The organism is Nostoc sp. 106C (assembly GCF_002154725.1).
GTDB lineage: Bacteria > Cyanobacteriota > Cyanobacteriia > Cyanobacteriales > Nostocaceae > Aulosira.
In genome coordinates, this window is record NZ_MTAW01000104.1 from 1 (window position 1) to 19,063 (window position 19,063).

Sequence of the window (19,063 nt, forward strand, 5' to 3'; positions counted from 1 at the left end):
GAACCCTTTCGGCAATTGCTCATGGGGGAAACCCCCAAGACCGCATTGCCTCACCTCGCAACGCCAGTTGCTACAACGGAGGGAACCTCCCTCCGGGTTCACCGCGGGAAACCCGCCTTCAGGGCTGGATTCACCGCAACGCACTGGCTCTCCAACGCACTGGCGCAACTTTCCGCAAAATCTAAAATCCAAAATTGTATTAGCTAGTATGACGGCTTTAACCACAGTGGCAAATTTAAACAATTGTCTATGAGAGCCATACGCACCCGCAGTCAGGAGAAGATTTTGAATCTGTTGAAAACCATCAAGCAAGGAATTTCCGCACAGGAAATTTACGTAGAATTACGTAATCGCAATCAAAATATGGGGTTAGCAACAGTTTATCGCTCCTTGGAAGCCTTAAAATTGGAAGGTATGGTACAAATCAGAACTCTGGCCAATGGTGAAGCCCTTTATAGCCTAGCGCAGCAAGACAGGCACCACCTCACTTGCTTGCAATGTGGTATTTCAATTCCGATTAATCAATGCCCAGTACATAACCTGGAAGACCAGTTGCAAGCCAACCATAAATTTAAAATTTTCTACCACACTCTAGAGTTTTTTGGTTTATGCAACCAATGCCAGATCGATCAGGCTGCTGAAATTAGTCAATAGTCATTTGTCATTGGTTAAGAGGCTTTATTTATTTCTTCCTGATCCACCTACCCTGCGGGAAGCCACCTTCCGGGTATTTACAAGCCGGGAAACCCTTTCGGCAGTTCCTCCTGGAGAAACCACGCCAGTTCCTACAACGGGGGAAACCCCGCTACCCTTCGGGAACGCTTTTAGCGAACGGGTTCGTAGTTGCTTCAATTCGGCAAAGCCGCCCAACACACTGCTCACCGCAACAGACTGGCTCTCTAAGATCGGACTGCCGACGCTCCTACGTCACTACCCTACGGGTGACGCTCGTACCTCGCTACCGCTACGCTAACGCCAGTTCACGCCAGTCGCTTCAAGTCGGCAAAGCCGCCCAACGCGCTGGCTCCTTTATGCCGGGAAACCCGTCCACCGGACTGGCTCACCGCTACGCTAACACCAACGCAGTGGCTCCCCTACCGCAGCGCTATCTCATATTGTCCTCTCTTCTAAACTAGACATGCTTATTATTGAAGCCAGGAATTTCCTGACCCTGTGAGACAATAGAGCGTATGCCCTCTAAGGTTGCAGGAATAGTGCGGGGGTCCATAAACATGACCTTGCTGCTATCGCTTTTACCAATTGTCGCGCCCATATCGATATAACCTAAGGCAACTAGAACTTCTATTGCTTGGTGGGCGTCGGGGTTGGTTTTGAGTTTTTGAGCAATAATTTCTGCTGACTCAGCAATAGCCTGTGCTTTAAGAACTTGTTGCTGACGTTCAGCTTGTGCCTTAAGAACAATCGCTTTTTGTTCAGCTTCGGCCTGCATAATTACGGATTTTTGGCGGGCTTCTGCGTCTAGAATTTGGGCATCAGCTTTACCTCTAGCACTATTAACAGCTGATTCGCGATCGCCTTCCGACGTTAAAATTGATGCTCGTTTGCGCCGTTCTGCTGACATCTGTAATTCCATTGATTCCTGCACCGCCTTAGAGGGAATAATATCTCGCAGTTCTACCCGCGTTACTTTCACACCCCAAGGGTCAGTAGCAATGTCCAAATCCCGCAATAGAAGTTCATTAATTTGAGAACGGGCGGTAAAGGTTTCATCTAATTCTAGTTGTCCCATTTCCGAGCGGATTTGAGTCAATACCAAATTCACCATTGCCGACTGGAGATTTTCTACTTTGTAATAAGCTCTTTCCATATCCATGATCCGCCAGTAAACTACTGCATCAACTGTGATTGAGACGTTGTCACGGGTAATGCACTGTTGTGGCGGAATATCTAAGACTTTTTCTCGGATAGTTTGTTTATAAACAATCTTATCGAGGAAAGGAGTAACAAAGTTTAGCCCTGGTCCTAGTTTTTTGTTGTAGCTACCCAATTTTTCCACCAAGGCCTCATCACCTTGATTAATGACTTTCACTGAACCTGCTAAAGCAGAACCTCCAAGTGCTAAAAACACTAGCAAAAAGAACTGTTCCATTGTGAATCTCCTAAGTTTTTAATATCGAGAGTCAGTGGTAAATGATAAAGATATAGAAGGGAAAGGGATAAGAAAGACAAGGTAGATCAATAATTCAAAATCCAAATTTCAGAATTATGATTCGTGAGTCTTGCCTATTGCTTTTTCACCCTTGAGCCTTGACTTATACCTAAGAATGCAAAAGGTTTTCTGGCATCACAATCAAGGTGGTGCCTTCTCTGCGAACGATATAAACTCTTTGATGGGGTGCGACGCTGAGTTTGTCATCATCACATCTTGCTTGCCAAGAATTTCCTTCGTATAGCACCCGCCCTGTTTTCCCAACAGGAATTTCTGTTAAAGTTTCAGCTGTAATTGCATTTTGGATTTTCGAGTTGCGTCGTCGCGGTTGTGAAAATCTGCGGGAACCCACAACTAGTAATGAGGAAAGCAACAGCCACACTAAAACTTGCAGCCATACACTCCGCAGAACGAATTGAGACAGTAGCGCCACTATAAAAGCGCTAATTCCCATCATGAAAGCGACAAAAGCAGACGGCAAGAACAGTTCCATGAAACATAAAACTGCTCCTGCCAAGAGCCAGATTACGGTATAACTTGGCATAGCGCCATCCTAGACACTACATTTATGTAAATCTCTTTCTCCTAACTAGATCCACCTATAGGCTGGCTGTTTACGGAAAGCCAATTATGGTAGTTTAACCATCAATTTTGATTAACTTCAGTAACAACTTGTAGCTAGAGGTACACGAATCCAGTCTATTCTAGCCTTCAAGTATTTGACAGCTATATTTAATTGAAATTCACGAGTTTATGATTTCTACTCAACAGAGAATTTATTGCATCAATCCAGACTGTACAAACCCAATTAATTCCTTAGGGAGTCGTGTTTGTGCCAATTGTCAAACTTCTTTAGTTCATCGCTATCTGTGGGCAACTGGCTCATCAGCAGCGAAAATTGCACCAGGAACAACGGTGGCAAATAGATATGAGGTAATTAGGCATCAAATTTGGTTGGATACACAACCTGGGTTACTACCTGACATACCTGAAGAATTACCAAAGGAAGTGATTCCTTATTTACGCTTGTATTATGAGCGATTGCACTTGCCTCAAGCTTATGGGTATGTTCGCTCTTTTGAGGGAAGTAGCGATGATATTCTCTTGCTGGAAAACGTACCGATCGCAGAAACTGGAAATATCTACCCAGCGATCGCTAATGCCTGGGAACAAGCAACAGCGGTTAGACAGGTTTACTGGCTATGGCAGATTCTCCAACTTTGGCAACCTTTATTAGAACAGGGAGTTGCTAGCAGTTTACTCATGTTGAACAACCTGCGGGTGCAAGGTTGGTGTGTGCGTCTGTTGGAACTTCACCAGACAACAGAAAGCTTACCTAGTTTGCAAGATTTAGGGGAATCTTGGCAGCCTTTGGTAGCATCTGCCAAAGCACCGATAGCCCAAAGGTTACAGAATATAGTCAAACAGATGTGCACAACTAAAGTTGAGTTTGAGGCAATTTCAGATCAACTCAATGACTTGTTACTTTCATCTGCGGCAGAATTGCCATTAAATCTGGAAGTAGCAGGCGTAACCGATACTGGGACGGTAATGACGCGAAATGAAGACGCTTGCTTCCCTGCTAACTCTGATGACCTAAAAGACTCACTAGTACGAAACTTATCGATTGTTTGCGATGGTATTGGTGGACATCAAGGCGGTGAAGTAGCTAGTCAATTAGCAGTACAGTCGATAAAATTGCAGATCCGTGCCTTATTTGCAGAGTTAGCAGAACAAACGGAACTGATAACGCCAGATTTGTGGCAAGAACAACTAGAAGCTAGCTTGCGGGTAGTAAATAACGTGATTTGTGCCAGTAATGACGCACAAAATCGCCAAGGTAGAGAACGTATGGCTACAACTCTGGTGATGGCATTACAAGTGCCACAACGAGTGCAGGCAAACTCTGCTAAAGGATCGGCAACTACCCATGAACTTTACCTGGCTAGTGTCGGTGATAGCCGTGCTTATTGGATTACTCGTAATTATTGTCAGCTACTGACAGTAGATGATGATGTAGCGGCGCGGGAAGTTCGCTATGCCCGCAATTTCTATCGTCAAGCCCTGATGCGACCAGATGCAACTGCACTAACTCAAGCATTGGGAACAAGAGATGCAGAGTCTTTGCGGATTGGCATCAGGCGGTTCATTTTAGAAGAAGATGGCATATTGTTGCTGTGTTCCGATGGCTTAAGCGACAATAACTGGGTGGAGCAATCATGGCAGAATTACGCACTTGCCGCGTTAAATAGACAACTGGATATAGAAGATGCGGTGCAACGTTGGATTAAATTTGCGAATCAGAAAAATGGTCATGATAATACATCGCTGGTTATGACCCTGTGCAACGTTTCGCGAGAATACTTTGTCTCCTTAACTTATGCACAGCCGCAAGTAGAAATTATCGCAGCGGAAAAAACAGAAGATTTCTCCTTAGCAGAAAGTAGTGTGCCATTATTACTAGATTTAGACATTACAGAAGAACCTACCCCAACTGAGGTCAAACAACCAAGCCGAGGTAGATCTCTAGTGCTGCTTGGAGGATTATTATTGCTTTTGGGTGGTACAACTTTGGGATTATTGGTTTGGTGGCAACTTCAGCCGCAAACATTCCAGCAACTGTGTCGCCAATTTCCACCAGGATTGCAGCAGCTGTGTTCGCAGCAAAAGTAACTAGTTCGATTTTGCTCAGTCGCAACTCTAACGACTCATTTTTGCGGCTTAATCAGCAATTCTAGTCGCCATAGTATCTGGAAATAGAATATCTATCTTGTTGTAGAATTAAACTTGGCGTTAAAGCGCCCATTCAGAGCTAAAGCGGGTTTTCCTTGCCCGTGAGGCCGCTCATCCTCAACAAAAGCGCCTCTGAGACACCCATGAGAGTGGACAAGTGCACTAAGGAGGCAATGAAGGTGTGAATTTCTCACCCACCAGATGCCACCTAAGTAATCCCTGTTTTTAGCAAGCTCATTGTGAGAGTTTGTATAACTGTGGGAGGATGAAAAGTTAACTAAAAATAAAACGATTAGACCTCTTGCTAAAGCACTAGGCGACTATTATTTAATGTCGCTCATTGACCAACAACAAAGCCTGCATGGGCAGGCTTTGTTCGTATAGCAGTTACGGATGCATTCAACAGCCAGTCTGTACATATGAGATGCGAAGCGTGACTGTTGCAAGCAGTCTATTTTTCAAAAAAGCAAGTTCAATGAGGGATGGCTGTGGAGATTGTTGTGGAAAAGGAAAAGCTAGGTGTAAATGTTGTTATGAAAGTTGGCGATCGCGTTCGTGTTAAAGATTCGGTAGTAGTTTACCATCATCCTGAACATCGCGGTCAGGCTTTTGATCTCAAAGGCTCAGAAGGCGAAGTCGTGGCTATTGCCACTCAATGGCAAGGTAGACCTGTGAGTGCTAATCTGCCATTCTTAGTCCAGTTTAGTAAAAAATTTAAAGCCCATCTCCGTGACAATGAGTTAGAAATCATCTAAATATTTTAAGAGCGGCGAAACCAGCGCAGAATATTCAGTTCGCCGCGCATTTTTTCTAGCTCTTGACGGTGGCGTATTGCTGTTGTGTAGTACCACTCACAATGTTGCCGAAATTCTGAGCGCACCCTAACTTCATGATAAAACTGGTGGGTTGTTTGGTAACTGGCAAAGCCTTCTTCAACTTCGCTGGGAGTTGCAGGGATAATATAAGGTAAATTTTTAGACATAATGTCAGGGAGTGCTGAGTCCTGAGAAATTTAAAAATCAAAACTCTGTGACTACTGAAATTATAGCGATTGAAAATTAAAGTTCTAAAACTAAGAGCACTTTGTTATAGCCAACCACGCAAGCTATAAATAAAAAGACCAAGGTACTCTTTTAAAGCGCTAGTAAACTGGTCTAATTTGTCGCTATCAGGTAATAAATTCAATATGGCGGCTTTCGGACTGCTGCCAAGCTCTTGCATTTCGCCTTGGCTGACAAGAAAATCAGTAGGGGCGGGAATAGCTTCAATTCCTTGACGCTGAAAAATTTTGAGCGATCGCGGCATATGCATTGCCGAAGTCACCAACAATACGCGGCGAATGTTACGAGACTGTAAAATTTTATTGACATTTACGGCATTTTGATAGGTGTTGAAAGAATCAGGTTCTTGGACAATCGCCTCAGAGGGTATACCAATAGAGGTGAGAATATCTGCCATATCTGCCGACTCTGGGGCACCACGTCCACGCCAATCGATTCTACCGCCACTCAGGATAATTAGAGGTGCTTTTTGTTGGCGATAGAGTTGAGCGCCATAAATTACGCGATCGCCTTGTTCGCTTAAATCGGCACTCGGTCGAGGCCAAAAAGCTGATTTAGTAGCACCACCCAAAACTACAATGGCTTCTGCATTAGGTATTTGGCTAGTTGCAGTATTTTGCCATTCTAGCGATCGCACCAGCCAGTGAGAAACCCAAGCATTACTGCAAAATAGCAATAAAATTAGCGCTACAGCTATTGCAACTGCTGCCGTGCGCGGTCGTTTCCATAAAGTTATCAATGCCACTACCAAACAGATAGAGGCTAATCCCAACGGGTAAAAAAACAGCGGGAGTAACTTAGAAAGATATAAAAACATACTGAGGATTAGGGACAAACAGGACAAGGTAGACAAATGACCCTTGACCCTTGACTCTTGACCTATTGCCTAATTTTACCGTTGCCAAAATCTAAAATTGATACCTCCAGTTGTACGGCGGAAACGCCGAGTTGTTTTTCTTCTTCGCTTGATGGTGTTTCTGTCACTAGATTTTTCTCCTTCAGTCTCTTCTGTGGGTTCAAGTGGCAACTGAGTTCTAGCTTCTTCCTTACTTCCCCACCAAGCGATCATCCAGCCTCCACCTAAAGCACCTAGTGCCCCTAATAAAATACTCATGGGTGCTGGATAGCCTAACCAACTAAAGCCGATCAAGAACAATAACCAATATTTCAATGCTGCATCGATGCCATCAGAAGAGGCTACAGACTGGGGCTGGGCATTACTCTTGCTGGCTGCGGTGATCCAACCTAAGGTGAAGCCGCCCATGATACCAAGGAAGATGCTCAGGGCTAGTGAGGACCCTGTCATGGACAATACAAGGGTTAAAATTAACCCAAATATCAGTTGCGATAGGAAGTTTGGCGAAAAATTTAAAAAGTCTTTTTTTTGTGCCATGAGGTAAACAAGGCTATTAGGGAATTATTGCTTTTAATTGTGCCTGTTGTGGCTGAGTTGTATCCAAAATCTTAACGTAGGGTTTTTCCGTATCGCTAAATTGTTCAAATTGTTTAAGTTGGGATGCCAATAGATCGGCAGTTGCATCAGCGATATCCCCAGTACGTTTATGAAGACGCTCTTGTACAACTTCTAGAGGTGCTGTGCATTGAACAATTTGCAGGGGTATTTGATGCTTTTCAGCTTGGGTAATTGCTTCTTGGCGTAAATTTTGTCGGTCATATTTAGCATCCAAAATTACGGAAAAACCTTGCTTAGCAAGTATAATTCCTAATTCCAGCAGTCGTGTATAAGTTTTCTGCGTCATCTCTGGTGTATATATTTCATCACCACCCCGTTCTAATAAGGGAATTCCCGCCAAATGTTTTCTCACTGCATCTGAGCGAATGTGGATTGCTCCTAGTTGACGGGCTAAATATCGTGCTGTTGTACTTTTGCCAGAGCCAGATAAACCCGACATTAAAATCAATTGCCCTTGTTTGGGTTTAGTGTACTCCCAAGCTAGTTTGTAATACTTTGCTGCCGTTTTTGCGGCATCTTCCTTTACCGCCACTGGTACGCCAGGATCGTCTAACAAAAACGAGGTCACCTTTGCGCGTACATATGATTGACGGATTAAATATATGGGTAATACCTGTAACCCTTCCCAATCACCAGTCTGCTCTACGTAGGTATTCAAATAGGCATTACTGAGGTCTTTTCGCTGCTGTGCTTCTAGATCCATTACTGCATAAGCGATATCGAACATGACATCGACAAAGCGAAACGGTTCATTAAATTCAATGCAATCGAACAGCATGATTTTGTCATGCCACAGAGCAATATTTCTTAAATGTAAATCTCCATGACATTCGCGGATGTAGCTATTTTGAATTCTGCTGGCAAATAAATCTGGGCGTTCTACAAAAAACTGCTCAGTGTAGGCTTTAGTTTCGTCAAACTGTACCTGCGTCTGAGGACCACCAATATATTTCTGGGTTTGCTCATAATTTTCGTCAAAGGCAGCTCTAACTTGCGGGACTTCACCAAAACTCCGAATATAATCATTTGTCTCAGTTTTGGCATGGTATTGAGCTACAACCTGTCCCAATTCTTCCAGACGTGCCTCATTTAACTTACCTTGTTCAAATAGAGCACTCAACAAAGCTTCTTGGGGAAACTGGCGCATCTTCAGCACATATTCTACAGGTTCTCCCGTTCCCCCTAGATGATATTGTTTCCCTACTAGAGTTATAGGTAACACTTCCAAATACAGTTCCCCAGCACCTCGCTGATTCAATCGCAATTCTTCATGACAAAAATGCTGCCGCTTTTCTAAGGTTGAGTAGTCTAAAAAGCCAAAATTGACAGGCTTTTTCAGTTTATAAACATAATCACCCGTGAGTAGTACATAGGAAACGTGAGTTTGAATCAGTTGAATGGGTTCTAGGACTGTATGAGGATAAAATCCAGGCTGTAACATTTGCTGAATTAACGCTGGAATAGTAGCTTCTGTCATATTTATGATTTAGAATTTTTAACCACAGGTGGAGAGAAGTCTGAGCGCAGGAAGTCTCCGCGCAGAACTTCGGAGCAGATAAACGCAGATAATTATCTCAAATCAGCGGCGTTTATCGGTATTTGTAATTTTGGCTTTTGATATTTACGCTGATAGCTTAACAAAAAACCAGGGTATTACCCCTGGCATCATCAGTAGTTATCACAAAGTTTAAGTAGAAAAAAAATCAACTATCTTACGCAACTAGTCTTTGGTAGCAGCAAAAAAGCTGACGTGGTAAGTCGTACCCTTTGCAGGATGGGACTGAACTTCCCGAACTACAGTTTTACCACTCCACTCGATTTCAGGAATGTTAAGTTCAACTTCTGTCTTGTTGACAATAGCGTGTTTGAGCAGGCGCTCAACGGTTTTCGCATCAACTACGAGAGAAATTGATTCGGCACCTTTGTGGCCGTACAAATTGGCAGGGATTAATCCAGAACGGCGCAAAGCGTTTGCCTTGCTACCTTCTGGTCGCTTTTTAGATTCGACTGTCAGGGTCATACAAGTTGTTAGTTGTTAGTTGTCAGTTGTTAGTTGCTTCAGCACTAATGACTAGCGCTAGGCGCTGAGTAAGGAGACGGGAGTGCCGTCAGCTTGCAACAAAGCACGTTTGGGCCCGTGAATTGGGTCTTCTACAATTATGGTTTGATCGCGGCTAGCTCCTAAGGAGACGATCGCGATCGGGACTTCCATCAATTCTGCTAAGAATTTGAGATAGTCCAGAGCTTGCTGTGGCAAGTCTTCCAGTGTGCGGCAGTTACTTGTGGATACTTGCCAACCTGGTAAGGTTTTGTAGATGGGACGACACCGGGCAAATTGACGCGCACTGGTGGGGAAGTGTTCGCAGCGTTCGCCATCTATTTCGTAGGCGATACAAACTTTGATTTCCTCAAGTTCATCGAGGACATCTAGTTTGGTGATTGCTATACAGTCCATGCCGTTAATCCGGACGGCATAGCGACCGATTACAGCATCAAACCAGCCGCAGCGACGCTTCCTGCCAGTAGTTGTACCAAATTCAGCACCGCGATCGCACAACAATTCTCCCAATTCACCTTGTAGTTCGGTTGGAAAAGGTCCTTCACCAACTCGCGTTGTGTAAGCTTTCGACACCCCAATTACCCGGTCAATCATTGTCGGTCCTAATCCGGTGCCAACGCAAGCCCCCCCTGCTACTGGATTCGAGGAGGTAACATAGGGATAAGTGCCATGATCTAGGTCGAGGAGCGTCCCTTGTGCGCCTTCAAACAAAATATTTCGCCGCCGTAGAATCGCATCGTAGATTTTGAGCGAACTATCGACAACGTAAGGTTTTAAACGTTCTGCATACCCCAGATATTCTTCAATCACCTCTTCTGGGTCGAGAGGTGGCAAGTTGTAAAGCTTTTCTAAAATTGCGTTTTTATAATTAATCGTCCACTCTAACTGGTCACGTAACCCCTGTGGGTCCATCAAGTCTAAAACTCTGATGCCTGTACGCTCTGATTTATCAGCGTACGTGGGACCTATACCTCGACCAGTAGTGCCAATTTTGTGACTTCCCCGTCGCTCCTCCGATGCCTGGTCGATCAATCGATGGTAAGGCATGGTGACGTGGGCCGTCTCAGAAATTAGCAGATTATTAGTAGAAATATTTAATTTTTCTAGTTGATCGAGTTCTGCTATCAAAACTTTCGGATCTATAACTGTACCACAGCCGATAATGCATTCGGTATCTGGATACAAAATACCAGAGGGAATCAAATGTAGCTTAAAGGTTTGGCCTTTAACTACAATTGTGTGTCCAGCGTTGACACCCCCTTGGTAACGTACAACAACATCTGCGGAGCGGCTGAGTAAGTCAGTTATTTTACCTTTTCCTTCATCGCCCCACTGGGCACCTATGACAATGACGTTAGCCAAGCTTTTATTTTATAGAGGTAAAGTTTCCACAAACAATTATTATCAACATATTCTGTTACTTATGTCAAGAATATTAGAACATATTTATTGAAACAAATTCTTCAGCAAGCTAAAACTAACTAAGTCAGGGGCTAGCTATGATGAGTGCATACTTACGCATGAGGTTAGTCCAGAGTCAATCGAAAAAAGTCAAGAATAAATCTGGACTTATAAGCATTAATTGCCTCAACAAAATTAAAGTGCAAGATCTAAACGCATTTACTGATGAAATTTAATCATGAATTTGCTCGGTAAAAAGTTATGTAATTTGATTATTAGTACAGATGTATTTTCAATTAAATGTGTTGTCGAAAAGCACATTCATCGATGCAACCGTACTGATTACATAACTGCATTTGATTTTTAATCTTTAATTTTAGCGAATAGGGGACACCTGCATCCTAAAGGGCGATCGCATGATGAAATGATCTAAATTCTGATGCGGGATGAAAAAAATCAACCAAAATCTATCCTCAGTACCAGCAGCAAATTAGTGTAGTGTTGCTGGATATGATGATGCCAGCGATGGATGGTGCGATCGCTATTAATGCCGATGTCAAAATTATTATCATTAGCGGACTGTGATCAAATCAAAATAAAAGAGAAGCGGCTAACATGGGTGTAAGAGTATTTTTATCCAAACCCTGCACTGTCAAAGAGTTATTGTAAACAATTAGTCAAATAAAAGTTTTGAGTAGCGAGTCATGAGTACCAAGTTGAAAATCAAGCAGTTATGCGTGAACAAGGAACAAATGACTCAGTGCTGAAATTGCTCAACGATATAAATTAACAATAGTTTTACGAATATTCCTACAGATAGAGATTTTTTTTCGCTATCTTATTGTTAAGATTATTAAAATTTTTCCCGAAAACACCACTATGGCTTTATACGCTGAATTGCATCGGCATCTGGGCGGTTCGGTTGTACCTCGTGTGTTATGGCGATATTTCGAGAGACATGCATCGGAGTTAATTTCCCGATTTGCAGACTATCCAGAATTTGAAGACTTTTACACAAGGCCGCGCAACACTCTAGATGAGTATCTAGAATTGCATACCCTAGTAGAAAGTGTGCAGACTGTAGAGACTTTGCCTTATTTTATCTATCGCTTGCTACGGGGTGCTTATATATTTGAGAATTTAGCTTATTTGGAACTGCGCTACACTCCCTATCTCCGTACACCTGAACATCTGAGTCAATCCGAAAGAATTGATAAGATGGCAGAAATTGTAGAAGTTGTTGGACGAGCTAGTCAGTTGGAAGAATATCCGATTGTAACTAGCCAAATTCTCTGTATGCACTCGCGCCTACCTTATGAGGTAAATAAGGCAATTATTGATTTAGCGGCGCAAAGCAAACAGTATGTCTGTGCGGTAGACATCGCTGGGGGTGATAGCTACTACGCCGAGCGTATGGAAGAATGGATTGACCTATATGATTATGCTTGCTCCCTAGGTATTAACACTACAGGACATGTTTACGAAACCACAGCAGGTTGTTACACCCAACTTTTACCTTATCTAAAGCGGATTGGTCACGGAATTCAAATTCCGCTGTTGCATCCTGAGTTACTCCCAGATGTAGCTAAAAGGGGACAGTGTTTGGAGGTTTGCCCTACAACTTACCTAAAAACAGGTACTTTACAAGATATACGTCAACTCAAATTAGTTTTTGACAGATGTTTTGAAACTGGGGTAGACATTGCTATCTGTACTGATAATGCTGGTTTGCACAATGTGCGTCTGCCATTTGAATATGAAAATCTTTTGACATACGACATTATTAACTTTAAACAGTTGCAAGCTTGTCAGGACGCAGCCTTCCGTCATGCTTTTGCTTGGCCTTACGGCGAACGTCCTGCATCTCTGTTGAATGGATTGTTGAAACCTGAACCGCCGAAAGTTTTGGCAATGAAAGATTAATCAGTTAGAGTGTTCCAAACAATAAATGATCCAAAACCTGTCATTGCGAATGAAGCAAAGCGGAATAAAGCAATCGCAGAGTTTGAGATTGCTTCGCTACACTCCGTTTCGCTCGCAATGACAATTGGGCATTTTTTTACTTGGAGTACTCTTACTTGTGGGAAACTGGTTGAGTTAAGGGTCAACACCCTTACGCAAAATTCAAAATTATCAAGCCACCTAAAACACCGATGCAGTAATATCAAAATCCAAACGTTAGGTGGGATGGGGGAGTGTGAGAAGAGGGGGAGGCTTAATATTTCATTCTCCCCACACCTCCCACACTTAAGTCTCCCTCTCAATTGATGATTGCTCTCGATTACTGAATTGATGCTCTAGATTTATCTAGGTGGCTTGAATAATACTGTTATTTAACACATTCAATACCAACTATGGGCATACAGTCAAGGAAATCCTGCCAAAACTCTTGACCAAATTCTGCCACCCATCAGGGGAGACTATTGGTTTTTGCCAGCGAACCTCTTTAAAACCTACGCTGCGTAAAGCCCATTCATAAGTAGCTGTGCCGAGGTAATAATTATCAAAACTGAATTGCTGCTTGCTATCAGAGATTGTGAATGTGTATTTTATCGGCGTGCCTTCTATTAATGGTGAGGTTATGCTTTTGATAAATCCATACTTTTCAGTTGAGAGATAGGACTCAAGGGGTTGGGAGTCATTGTTATTAATGGTGACGAAACGACCGCCTGGTTTCAGGTTGGCAAATATGCTCTGACTTATTTTGAGTAATTGTTCTCTGCTTTGGGCGTAATTCAGTAGATAGGAAGCCACCACCAGATCAAAGCTACCAATTTTACCCAGTTCAAATACATCACCAACAATATATTCAATATTTTGGTGTTCTCTGGCTTCTTCAAGTCTTGCCAGTTCAATCATTTTTTCGGAAATTTCGACACCTATCACCTGATCTGCATCTAGGAGTTTGAATTGTCTGGTATAAAATCCTTCTCCACAGCCCAAATCTAGAAGTGATTTGCCTACAATATTCCCAAGCAGATGAAAGTATGTATATGCTTCAATATGCAGCCGAAACGGCAATTGTTTGGATTTTTTATACTGCTGGGCTATGGAGTCATAATAAGTTGTCATTTTTTTACTCCACTAACAGGCGTGATGTTCAAGAGCGAGTTTCTAAAACTAACTCAACATCTATAGCAGTGCTATTAATTCTCAACACCGTGCTTCGTATTGCCCTATAAATTGCAAGAATAACAATTGCCGGACGTAAAAAATTGAAAATCTATAATAATCGTAAATCTAAATTTCTAGTTTCATTTAATGCTTAGAAAAAACTGTACTGCACACCGTGCAGTACACAGAAACCAAACAATATTAACAAACAATAATTAAGCACCAATACCTTCTGTAGCACCACCGATGGCTTTCCAGCCAGCAAGACCACCTTGGATTGGTGAAACTTCAGCAAACCCAGCAGCCTTTAATGTTTGGGCAGCACTTGCTGATTGTTCATCATTTGTGCCATAAACATAGATATGGCGTTCTGTGTGCAAAGAGGATTTAGCTCTTTTTGCTAGTTCATCCAAGGGGAAGGGAATTGCTCCACTAATATGACCTTGGTTGTAGGTTTGGCGATCGCGCACATCAATAATTGTAAAAGCTGGGTGCCCCCATTCTAAACGTAGCTTTAGATCGTGGGCATCAGTTACTAAATTGGTACTCATCGGCTTTTTCCGCTTATATCCATAAAAGCAATCTATCAAAGATCTAATTTCGATCGATATTTCTTTACAATTAATAAAAATTTCTTTTGAACGGGAAACAAAATTGCTTATTCTATTCAGTGGTTGGCTGTTCGCCTACACTGTAATTTATGACATCTACTATTCACGCTTTACCAACAGAGGTCGTATATCTAATTACAGCTGGAGAGGTCATCGACTCTTTAGCTTCTGTCGTGCGCGAATTGGTAGAAAATTCCCTTGATGCAGGCGCAACGAGAATTGTAGTTTCTTTGTGTCCCCAGCAGTGGCGAGTAAGCGTAGCAGACAACGGTTGCGGAATGAACCTAGATGACTTGCAAAAAGCCGCAGCAACTCACAGCACCAGTAAGATTTATAGTTGTGCAGATTTATGGAAAATTAGCAGTTTAGGGTTTCGTGGAGAAGCACTCCACAGTTTGACAAATTTAGCAAATTTGGAGATTTTGAGTCGTCCTGCAAATGAGAATTTCGGATGGCGAGTTAGTTATAGTGATTGCGGGAAAGTTAACCAGGTAGAAATAACTGCGATCGCTCCTGGTACAGTGGTGACAGTCTCGAATTTATTTGCCAATTGTGCAGCACGTCGTCAGGGTTTACCTCCAGTAGCACAGCAAATGAAAGCCGTACAAGCCACAATTCAACAAATTGCGCTGTGTCATCCTCACGTTACTTGGCAAATTCGGCAAAATGACCGCGAATGGTTCACCATTTATCCAGCTACATCGATTAAACAATTACTACCGCAGTTTCTACCTCAAGTTAAAGAAGCTGACTTACAGCAAATTCAACTAAAATTACCCAAACCTCCCAACTCAGAACTGACAACTCACGACTCAGCAATGACTTTGGTGGTAGGATTACCCGACCGCTGCCATCGTCATCGTCCAGATTGGGTACGTGTAGCGATTAACGGCCGGATGGTCAAAACACCCGAACTTGAGCAAACAATTCTGACAGCATTTCATCGGACATTACCACGCGATCGCTATCCAGTTTGTTTATTACATCTTGTCATTTCTCCCGATCAAATAAACTGGAATCGCAACCCAGCAAAAACAGAAATTTACCTCAACGAAGTTAATTATTGGCAAGAACAAGTTACCCAAGGAATTGAGCAAGCACTCCGTCTCAGTTCAGCCAATATTAAAGAAGCAGTTCATATAACGCGAGTGAGTAAATTACTTAAAGCCGCAGAAGCTAAAGGCGGTTACAATTTCAATCCGAAACATCCCAATGAAGGCGATAAAAATCAGCACTCAGGACTTAGCAATCCTTACTCTTTAAAAGCGGTTGCTCAAGTTAGCAACACTTATATTGTTGTGGAACATCCTGAGGGAATGTGGCTAGTAGAACAGCACATTGCCCATGAGCGAGTTTTATACGAGCAAATATGCGATAACTGGCAACTTATCCCCGTCGAACCGGCAATAATTCTCTATCAACTATCCCCAAAACAAGTAGCACAATTACAACGCATCGGTTTAGATATAGAAACCTTTGGTGAACAACTTTGGGCAGTCCGGAATGTACCTGCAATGTTGCAGCAACGAGAAGACTGTGCCGACGCAATTTTAGAACTAAGTTTAGGTGGTGATTTACAAGCAGCACAAGTAGCTGTTGCTTGTCGCAGTGCGATTCGTAATGGTACACCGATGGATTTGCCAGAAATGCAAACACTTTTAGATCAATGGCAACGCACTCGCAACCCCCGCACCTGTCCTCATGGAAGACCAATCTATTTATCATTAGAAGAATCTGCTTTAGCGCGATTTTTCCGGCGTAATTGGGTGATTGGAAAAAGTCATGGGATTTGATTTTTATAACCAGAAATTTTTAGTCTATTAGTGGGCGCTCTTAAAATAAGATAATCTGAGCAAATTGCCAGGCAGCTGAGGTGGAAAAGTGTGTGATTCAAATAATCCAAGCGAAGTTATTGAAAGCTTTCATGTGCTGATTGAAGGGCTACAACAATGGACACAAAATCAACAATTGGTGGAAAAGGCATTTGCTGGCTATCAAGATTGGTTATTTAGACGAGGACAGAGTTTAGTAGGTGCGGCTAAAGACAATATACAAGCAGATTTTCTAGAGCAGTACCTTATATTTCGTACTAATTCAAAAATAACTTCCCCCCGTATTATTACAAGGCTTTCGCTTTCACTTTGGTCTGGTGAGTGCGGAGTTGGAAAATTTGACCTCATAACAAAGGTTGATGGATCTACAGATAGCACTATGATTGTGCTAGATATGGAAACCTTAAGAGAAATGACTCCTCCTGGATCTGTACCAAAAAGTGGAATGACAACATATATATCCTGTGATTAGCGCCGCATAAACATCGAATGGAGGCGACGGAAGGATTTATCTGAGATTGCCGATCTAGAGGTGTTAAGTTACGCTTAAACCAGCGATCGAAAAACAATTGAGCAGGCGATTTCAGCTTGAGACTTTTCTGAAAAAACCTGGTATTGATTTAAAATTCTACTTCTTGAAAATAACAAGCGATTACACAATATTTAAACTCAACTAGTTTTTGATTGGGTGCGTAGGAGCGATCGTAAACTTAAGACAACGCACTCAACGTCACCCTATGGATTGGCAATCTCGAATCACGATTGATGCTAATATCCTGGTCGGCAAACCCATTATCAAAGGCACTCGCCTTGCTGTGGAGTTTATTATCGACCTGCTTGCTCAAGGCTGGACAAACGACGAAATTCTCCGCAATTACCCTGGTATCACTCTTGAAGATATTCAAGCGTGCCTCAGCTATGCCAGCGCCACCCTTAAAGCAGAAAAAGTTTACGCCTTTCCTGCATAGCTCATGCGCTTTCTTGCCAACGAGAACTTTCCCAGAGATGCTGTAGAAGCCCTACGACAGCAGGGGCACGATGTCGTTTGGATTCGCACTGATGCGCCTGGGATTGCAGATCCAGAGGTGTTGAACCGCGCTCAAACAGACGATCGCATTCTGCTAACCTTCGACAAGGACTTTGGTGAACTTGCCTTTCGTTCACAGTTACCTGCTACCAGTGGAATTATCCTGTTTCGGATTAAAGCTCCCTCTGGTGCAGTTGTGGCTCAAAAAGTTGCTACTGCGATCGCATCCCGAAATGATTGGGCAGGTCATTTCAGCGTGATTGAAGACGATCGCATCCGCATGAGACTCCTGTGAAAACACCTGCTATTGATTTAGAATCCTACTTCTTGAAAAGAACAAGCGATCGCTAACTCAATGTATCCTGCGATCGCATCCCGAAACTATTAAGCAGGTGATTTCGGTGTGAGACTTTTATGAAAACACCTACTATTGATTTAAAATCCTACTTCTTGAAAAGAACAGGCGATCGCTAATTCAGCGTGTTCTTTTAGCGTATCTCGCTCGAGAGTATGAACCAGATACTGGGGAGTGACAGCAAGTAGTTTATCGATTCTGTTCCTAGCTGCTGCTACTACTGATTCATCAAGGCTACCATTACTGAGAGAATCCGCAAAATCTTTAGCGATGTGATAGGTACGTTCCAGAGATGATGAATTAATGTTACGCGAGACAATAAACAAATCGCAGCCAGCATGAATTGCCCGCGCCACTGTACCTTTGTGGGTAAACATATCTGATACTGCTTTCATATCTAGGTCATCAGATACCACTACTCCCTGAAAACCCAGTTCTTCCCGCAGTATGGCGTTGAGAATGCCTTGGGAAAGAGTTGCTGGCACATCAGGATCTATTTTAGGAAACAGGATATGGGCCGTCATAATCAAAGGCACCTGTTCTGCAATTAAAGCTTTGAAGGGTATAAGTTCTCGATTTCGCAGATCTTCTGTAGACAGATGCAGTACTGGTAGTTCTAGATGGGAGTCCTGGCTGGTGTCACCATGTCCAGGGAAGTGCTTGGCACATCCAAGAATTCCTGACTCTTGAAGTCCGAGGTAGTATTCCCGCACTGCTTTGGCAGCAGTTTCGGGAGTCGTACCAAAGGCGCGAGGGCCAATGACAGGATTTTGGGGATTAGAATAAATATCTGCTACAGGTGCCCAGGATATATTTATTCCCAGAGACTTGAGTTCTACTGCTGTGGCTTTTGCTACCTGACGCGATCGCGATTGCAACAGTGAGGCATGAGGAAAACGAGTAATTGGTAAAGGTGTACGCACGACCCGACCGCCTTCATGGTCTAGGGTAAAAAACATGGAATCGCGTTCGGCGTATTGTCGTATCTGGTCGATCAACTCTCTAAAAGTTTGCAACCAAATTTCATAGGAAGTGCCATCCAAAAAGTTCTTCGCGAAAAAGATTACCCCTATCGGTTGTAATTCACTAAGTGCCCGTTTATCGTCGTCACTTAATGTCGTGCCGGAAACACCGAGAATTAAATGATGCCCAAAGCCCTGGAGATGCTGCGTTACTGACATAACGTTTTACCTGTGGCTATCTATTCAATAGCATTTAATTTCTGA

General features: G+C 42.9%; 22 protein-coding genes. 11 read left to right on the forward strand and 11 right to left on the reverse strand.

What is annotated here, in order from left to right:
• The 4 genes from BV375_RS36865 to BV375_RS35970 form a co-directional block, all read left to right on the forward strand.
• The coding region (locus tag BV375_RS36865; RefSeq protein ID WP_166507444.1) for a hypothetical protein at nt 1-185 on the forward strand (185 nt) is incomplete at its 5' end.
• Between the two features lie 64 nt (nt 186-249).
• Nucleotides 250-654, forward strand: a complete 405-nt coding sequence (locus tag BV375_RS13625) for a Fur family transcriptional regulator (RefSeq protein ID WP_086761291.1) — start codon at nt 250-252, stop codon at nt 652-654.
• Nucleotides 655-664: 10 nt separating this feature from the next.
• Complete coding sequence (locus BV375_RS35965; RefSeq protein ID WP_143842082.1) at nt 665-973, forward strand: hypothetical protein; 309 nt, start codon at nt 665-667, stop codon at nt 971-973.
• Entirely contained in the window at nt 942-1,136 is a 195-nt protein-coding gene (locus tag BV375_RS35970; RefSeq protein ID WP_143842084.1) for a hypothetical protein, read from the forward strand. Before BV375_RS35965 ends, BV375_RS35970 begins: the two co-directional genes overlap by 32 nt.
• Here BV375_RS35970 and BV375_RS13630 read toward each other — a convergent pair.
• Nucleotides 1,133-2,110: an SPFH domain-containing protein gene (locus tag BV375_RS13630; protein WP_086761293.1), complete on the reverse strand. Its 978-nt coding sequence runs from the start codon at nt 2,108-2,110 to the stop codon at nt 1,133-1,135. The genes BV375_RS35970 and BV375_RS13630 overlap by 4 nt on opposite strands.
• A gap of 169 nt (nt 2,111-2,279) precedes the next feature.
• The gene (locus BV375_RS13635; RefSeq protein ID WP_086761295.1) at nt 2,280-2,714 is read right to left on the reverse strand and encodes an NfeD family protein; all 435 of its coding nucleotides are present in this window, start codon (nt 2,712-2,714) and stop codon (nt 2,280-2,282) included.
• A 209-nt stretch (nt 2,715-2,923) separates the two neighbouring features.
• Here BV375_RS13635 and BV375_RS13640 point away from each other — a divergent pair, with 209 nt between their 5' ends.
• Together BV375_RS13640 and BV375_RS13645 are read left to right on the forward strand one after the other, a co-directional pair.
• On the forward strand, nt 2,924-4,843 hold the full coding sequence (locus tag BV375_RS13640) for a protein phosphatase 2C domain-containing protein (protein WP_086761297.1): 1,920 nt from the start codon (nt 2,924-2,926) through the stop codon (nt 4,841-4,843).
• A gap of 542 nt (nt 4,844-5,385) precedes the next feature.
• Nucleotides 5,386-5,658: a ferredoxin-thioredoxin reductase variable chain gene (locus BV375_RS13645; RefSeq protein ID WP_086761299.1), complete on the forward strand. Its 273-nt coding sequence runs from the start codon at nt 5,386-5,388 to the stop codon at nt 5,656-5,658.
• A 5-nt stretch (nt 5,659-5,663) separates the two neighbouring features.
• On the opposite strand, the gene BV375_RS13650 is transcribed toward BV375_RS13645, so the two are convergent.
• From BV375_RS13650 to BV375_RS13675, 6 genes are all read right to left on the reverse strand, one after another.
• Nucleotides 5,664-5,885: a hypothetical protein gene (locus BV375_RS13650; RefSeq protein ID WP_086761301.1), complete on the reverse strand. Its 222-nt coding sequence runs from the start codon at nt 5,883-5,885 to the stop codon at nt 5,664-5,666.
• A gap of 104 nt (nt 5,886-5,989) precedes the next feature.
• Nucleotides 5,990-6,781, reverse strand: coding sequence for a YdcF family protein (locus BV375_RS13655; protein ID WP_086761303.1), 792 nt, complete (start codon nt 6,779-6,781; stop codon nt 5,990-5,992).
• 75 nt (nt 6,782-6,856) lie between these two features.
• Complete coding sequence (locus tag BV375_RS13660) at nt 6,857-7,357, reverse strand: hypothetical protein (RefSeq protein ID WP_086761305.1); 501 nt, start codon at nt 7,355-7,357, stop codon at nt 6,857-6,859.
• Nucleotides 7,358-7,373: 16 nt separating this feature from the next.
• On the reverse strand, nt 7,374-8,915 hold the full coding sequence (locus BV375_RS13665) for an AAA family ATPase (protein WP_086761307.1): 1,542 nt from the start codon (nt 8,913-8,915) through the stop codon (nt 7,374-7,376).
• Nucleotides 8,916-9,158: 243 nt separating this feature from the next.
• A complete protein-coding gene (gene rplY, locus BV375_RS13670) occupies nt 9,159-9,458 on the reverse strand; it encodes a 50S ribosomal protein L25 (protein WP_086761309.1) in 300 nt (99 codons plus the stop codon).
• 57 nt (nt 9,459-9,515) lie between these two features.
• Nucleotides 9,516-10,859 carry an adenylosuccinate synthase gene (locus BV375_RS13675; protein ID WP_086761311.1) on the reverse strand — a complete coding sequence of 448 codons (1,344 nt, stop codon included), beginning with the start codon at nt 10,857-10,859 and terminating at the stop codon, nt 9,516-9,518.
• 918 nt (nt 10,860-11,777) lie between these two features.
• Between BV375_RS13675 and BV375_RS13680 the strand changes: the two genes are divergently transcribed.
• Nucleotides 11,778-12,821 carry an adenosine deaminase gene (locus BV375_RS13680; RefSeq protein ID WP_086761313.1) on the forward strand — a complete coding sequence of 348 codons (1,044 nt, stop codon included), beginning with the start codon at nt 11,778-11,780 and terminating at the stop codon, nt 12,819-12,821.
• Nucleotides 12,822-13,250: 429 nt separating this feature from the next.
• On the opposite strand, the gene BV375_RS13685 is transcribed toward BV375_RS13680, so the two are convergent.
• The gene (locus tag BV375_RS13685; RefSeq protein ID WP_243713941.1) at nt 13,251-13,970 is read right to left on the reverse strand and encodes a class I SAM-dependent methyltransferase; all 720 of its coding nucleotides are present in this window, start codon (nt 13,968-13,970) and stop codon (nt 13,251-13,253) included.
• Nucleotides 13,971-14,227: 257 nt separating this feature from the next.
• Nucleotides 14,228-14,563, reverse strand: coding sequence for a rhodanese-like domain-containing protein (locus tag BV375_RS13690; RefSeq protein WP_086684817.1), 336 nt, complete (start codon nt 14,561-14,563; stop codon nt 14,228-14,230).
• Nucleotides 14,564-14,712: 149 nt separating this feature from the next.
• On the opposite strand from BV375_RS13690, the gene mutL reads away from it, so the two are divergent.
• The 4 genes from mutL (at nt 14,713) to BV375_RS13710 (ending at nt 17,777) form a co-directional block, all read left to right on the forward strand.
• On the forward strand, nt 14,713-16,416 hold the full coding sequence (gene mutL / locus BV375_RS13695) for a DNA mismatch repair endonuclease MutL (RefSeq protein WP_086761315.1): 1,704 nt from the start codon (nt 14,713-14,715) through the stop codon (nt 16,414-16,416).
• A gap of 88 nt (nt 16,417-16,504) precedes the next feature.
• The gene (locus BV375_RS13700; RefSeq protein ID WP_086761317.1) at nt 16,505-16,927 is read left to right on the forward strand and encodes a hypothetical protein; all 423 of its coding nucleotides are present in this window, start codon (nt 16,505-16,507) and stop codon (nt 16,925-16,927) included.
• 265 nt (nt 16,928-17,192) lie between these two features.
• Nucleotides 17,193-17,423 carry a DUF433 domain-containing protein gene (locus BV375_RS13705; RefSeq protein WP_086761319.1) on the forward strand — a complete coding sequence of 77 codons (231 nt, stop codon included), beginning with the start codon at nt 17,193-17,195 and terminating at the stop codon, nt 17,421-17,423.
• A gap of 3 nt (nt 17,424-17,426) precedes the next feature.
• Nucleotides 17,427-17,777 carry a DUF5615 family PIN-like protein gene (locus BV375_RS13710; protein WP_086761321.1) on the forward strand — a complete coding sequence of 117 codons (351 nt, stop codon included), beginning with the start codon at nt 17,427-17,429 and terminating at the stop codon, nt 17,775-17,777.
• Between the two features lie 140 nt (nt 17,778-17,917).
• Here the strand turns inward: BV375_RS13710 and nagZ are convergent, their stop codons facing one another.
• The gene (gene nagZ, locus BV375_RS13715) at nt 17,918-19,018 is read right to left on the reverse strand and encodes a beta-N-acetylhexosaminidase (protein WP_086761323.1); all 1,101 of its coding nucleotides are present in this window, start codon (nt 19,016-19,018) and stop codon (nt 17,918-17,920) included.
• Nucleotides 19,019-19,063 lie beyond the last annotated feature (45 nt).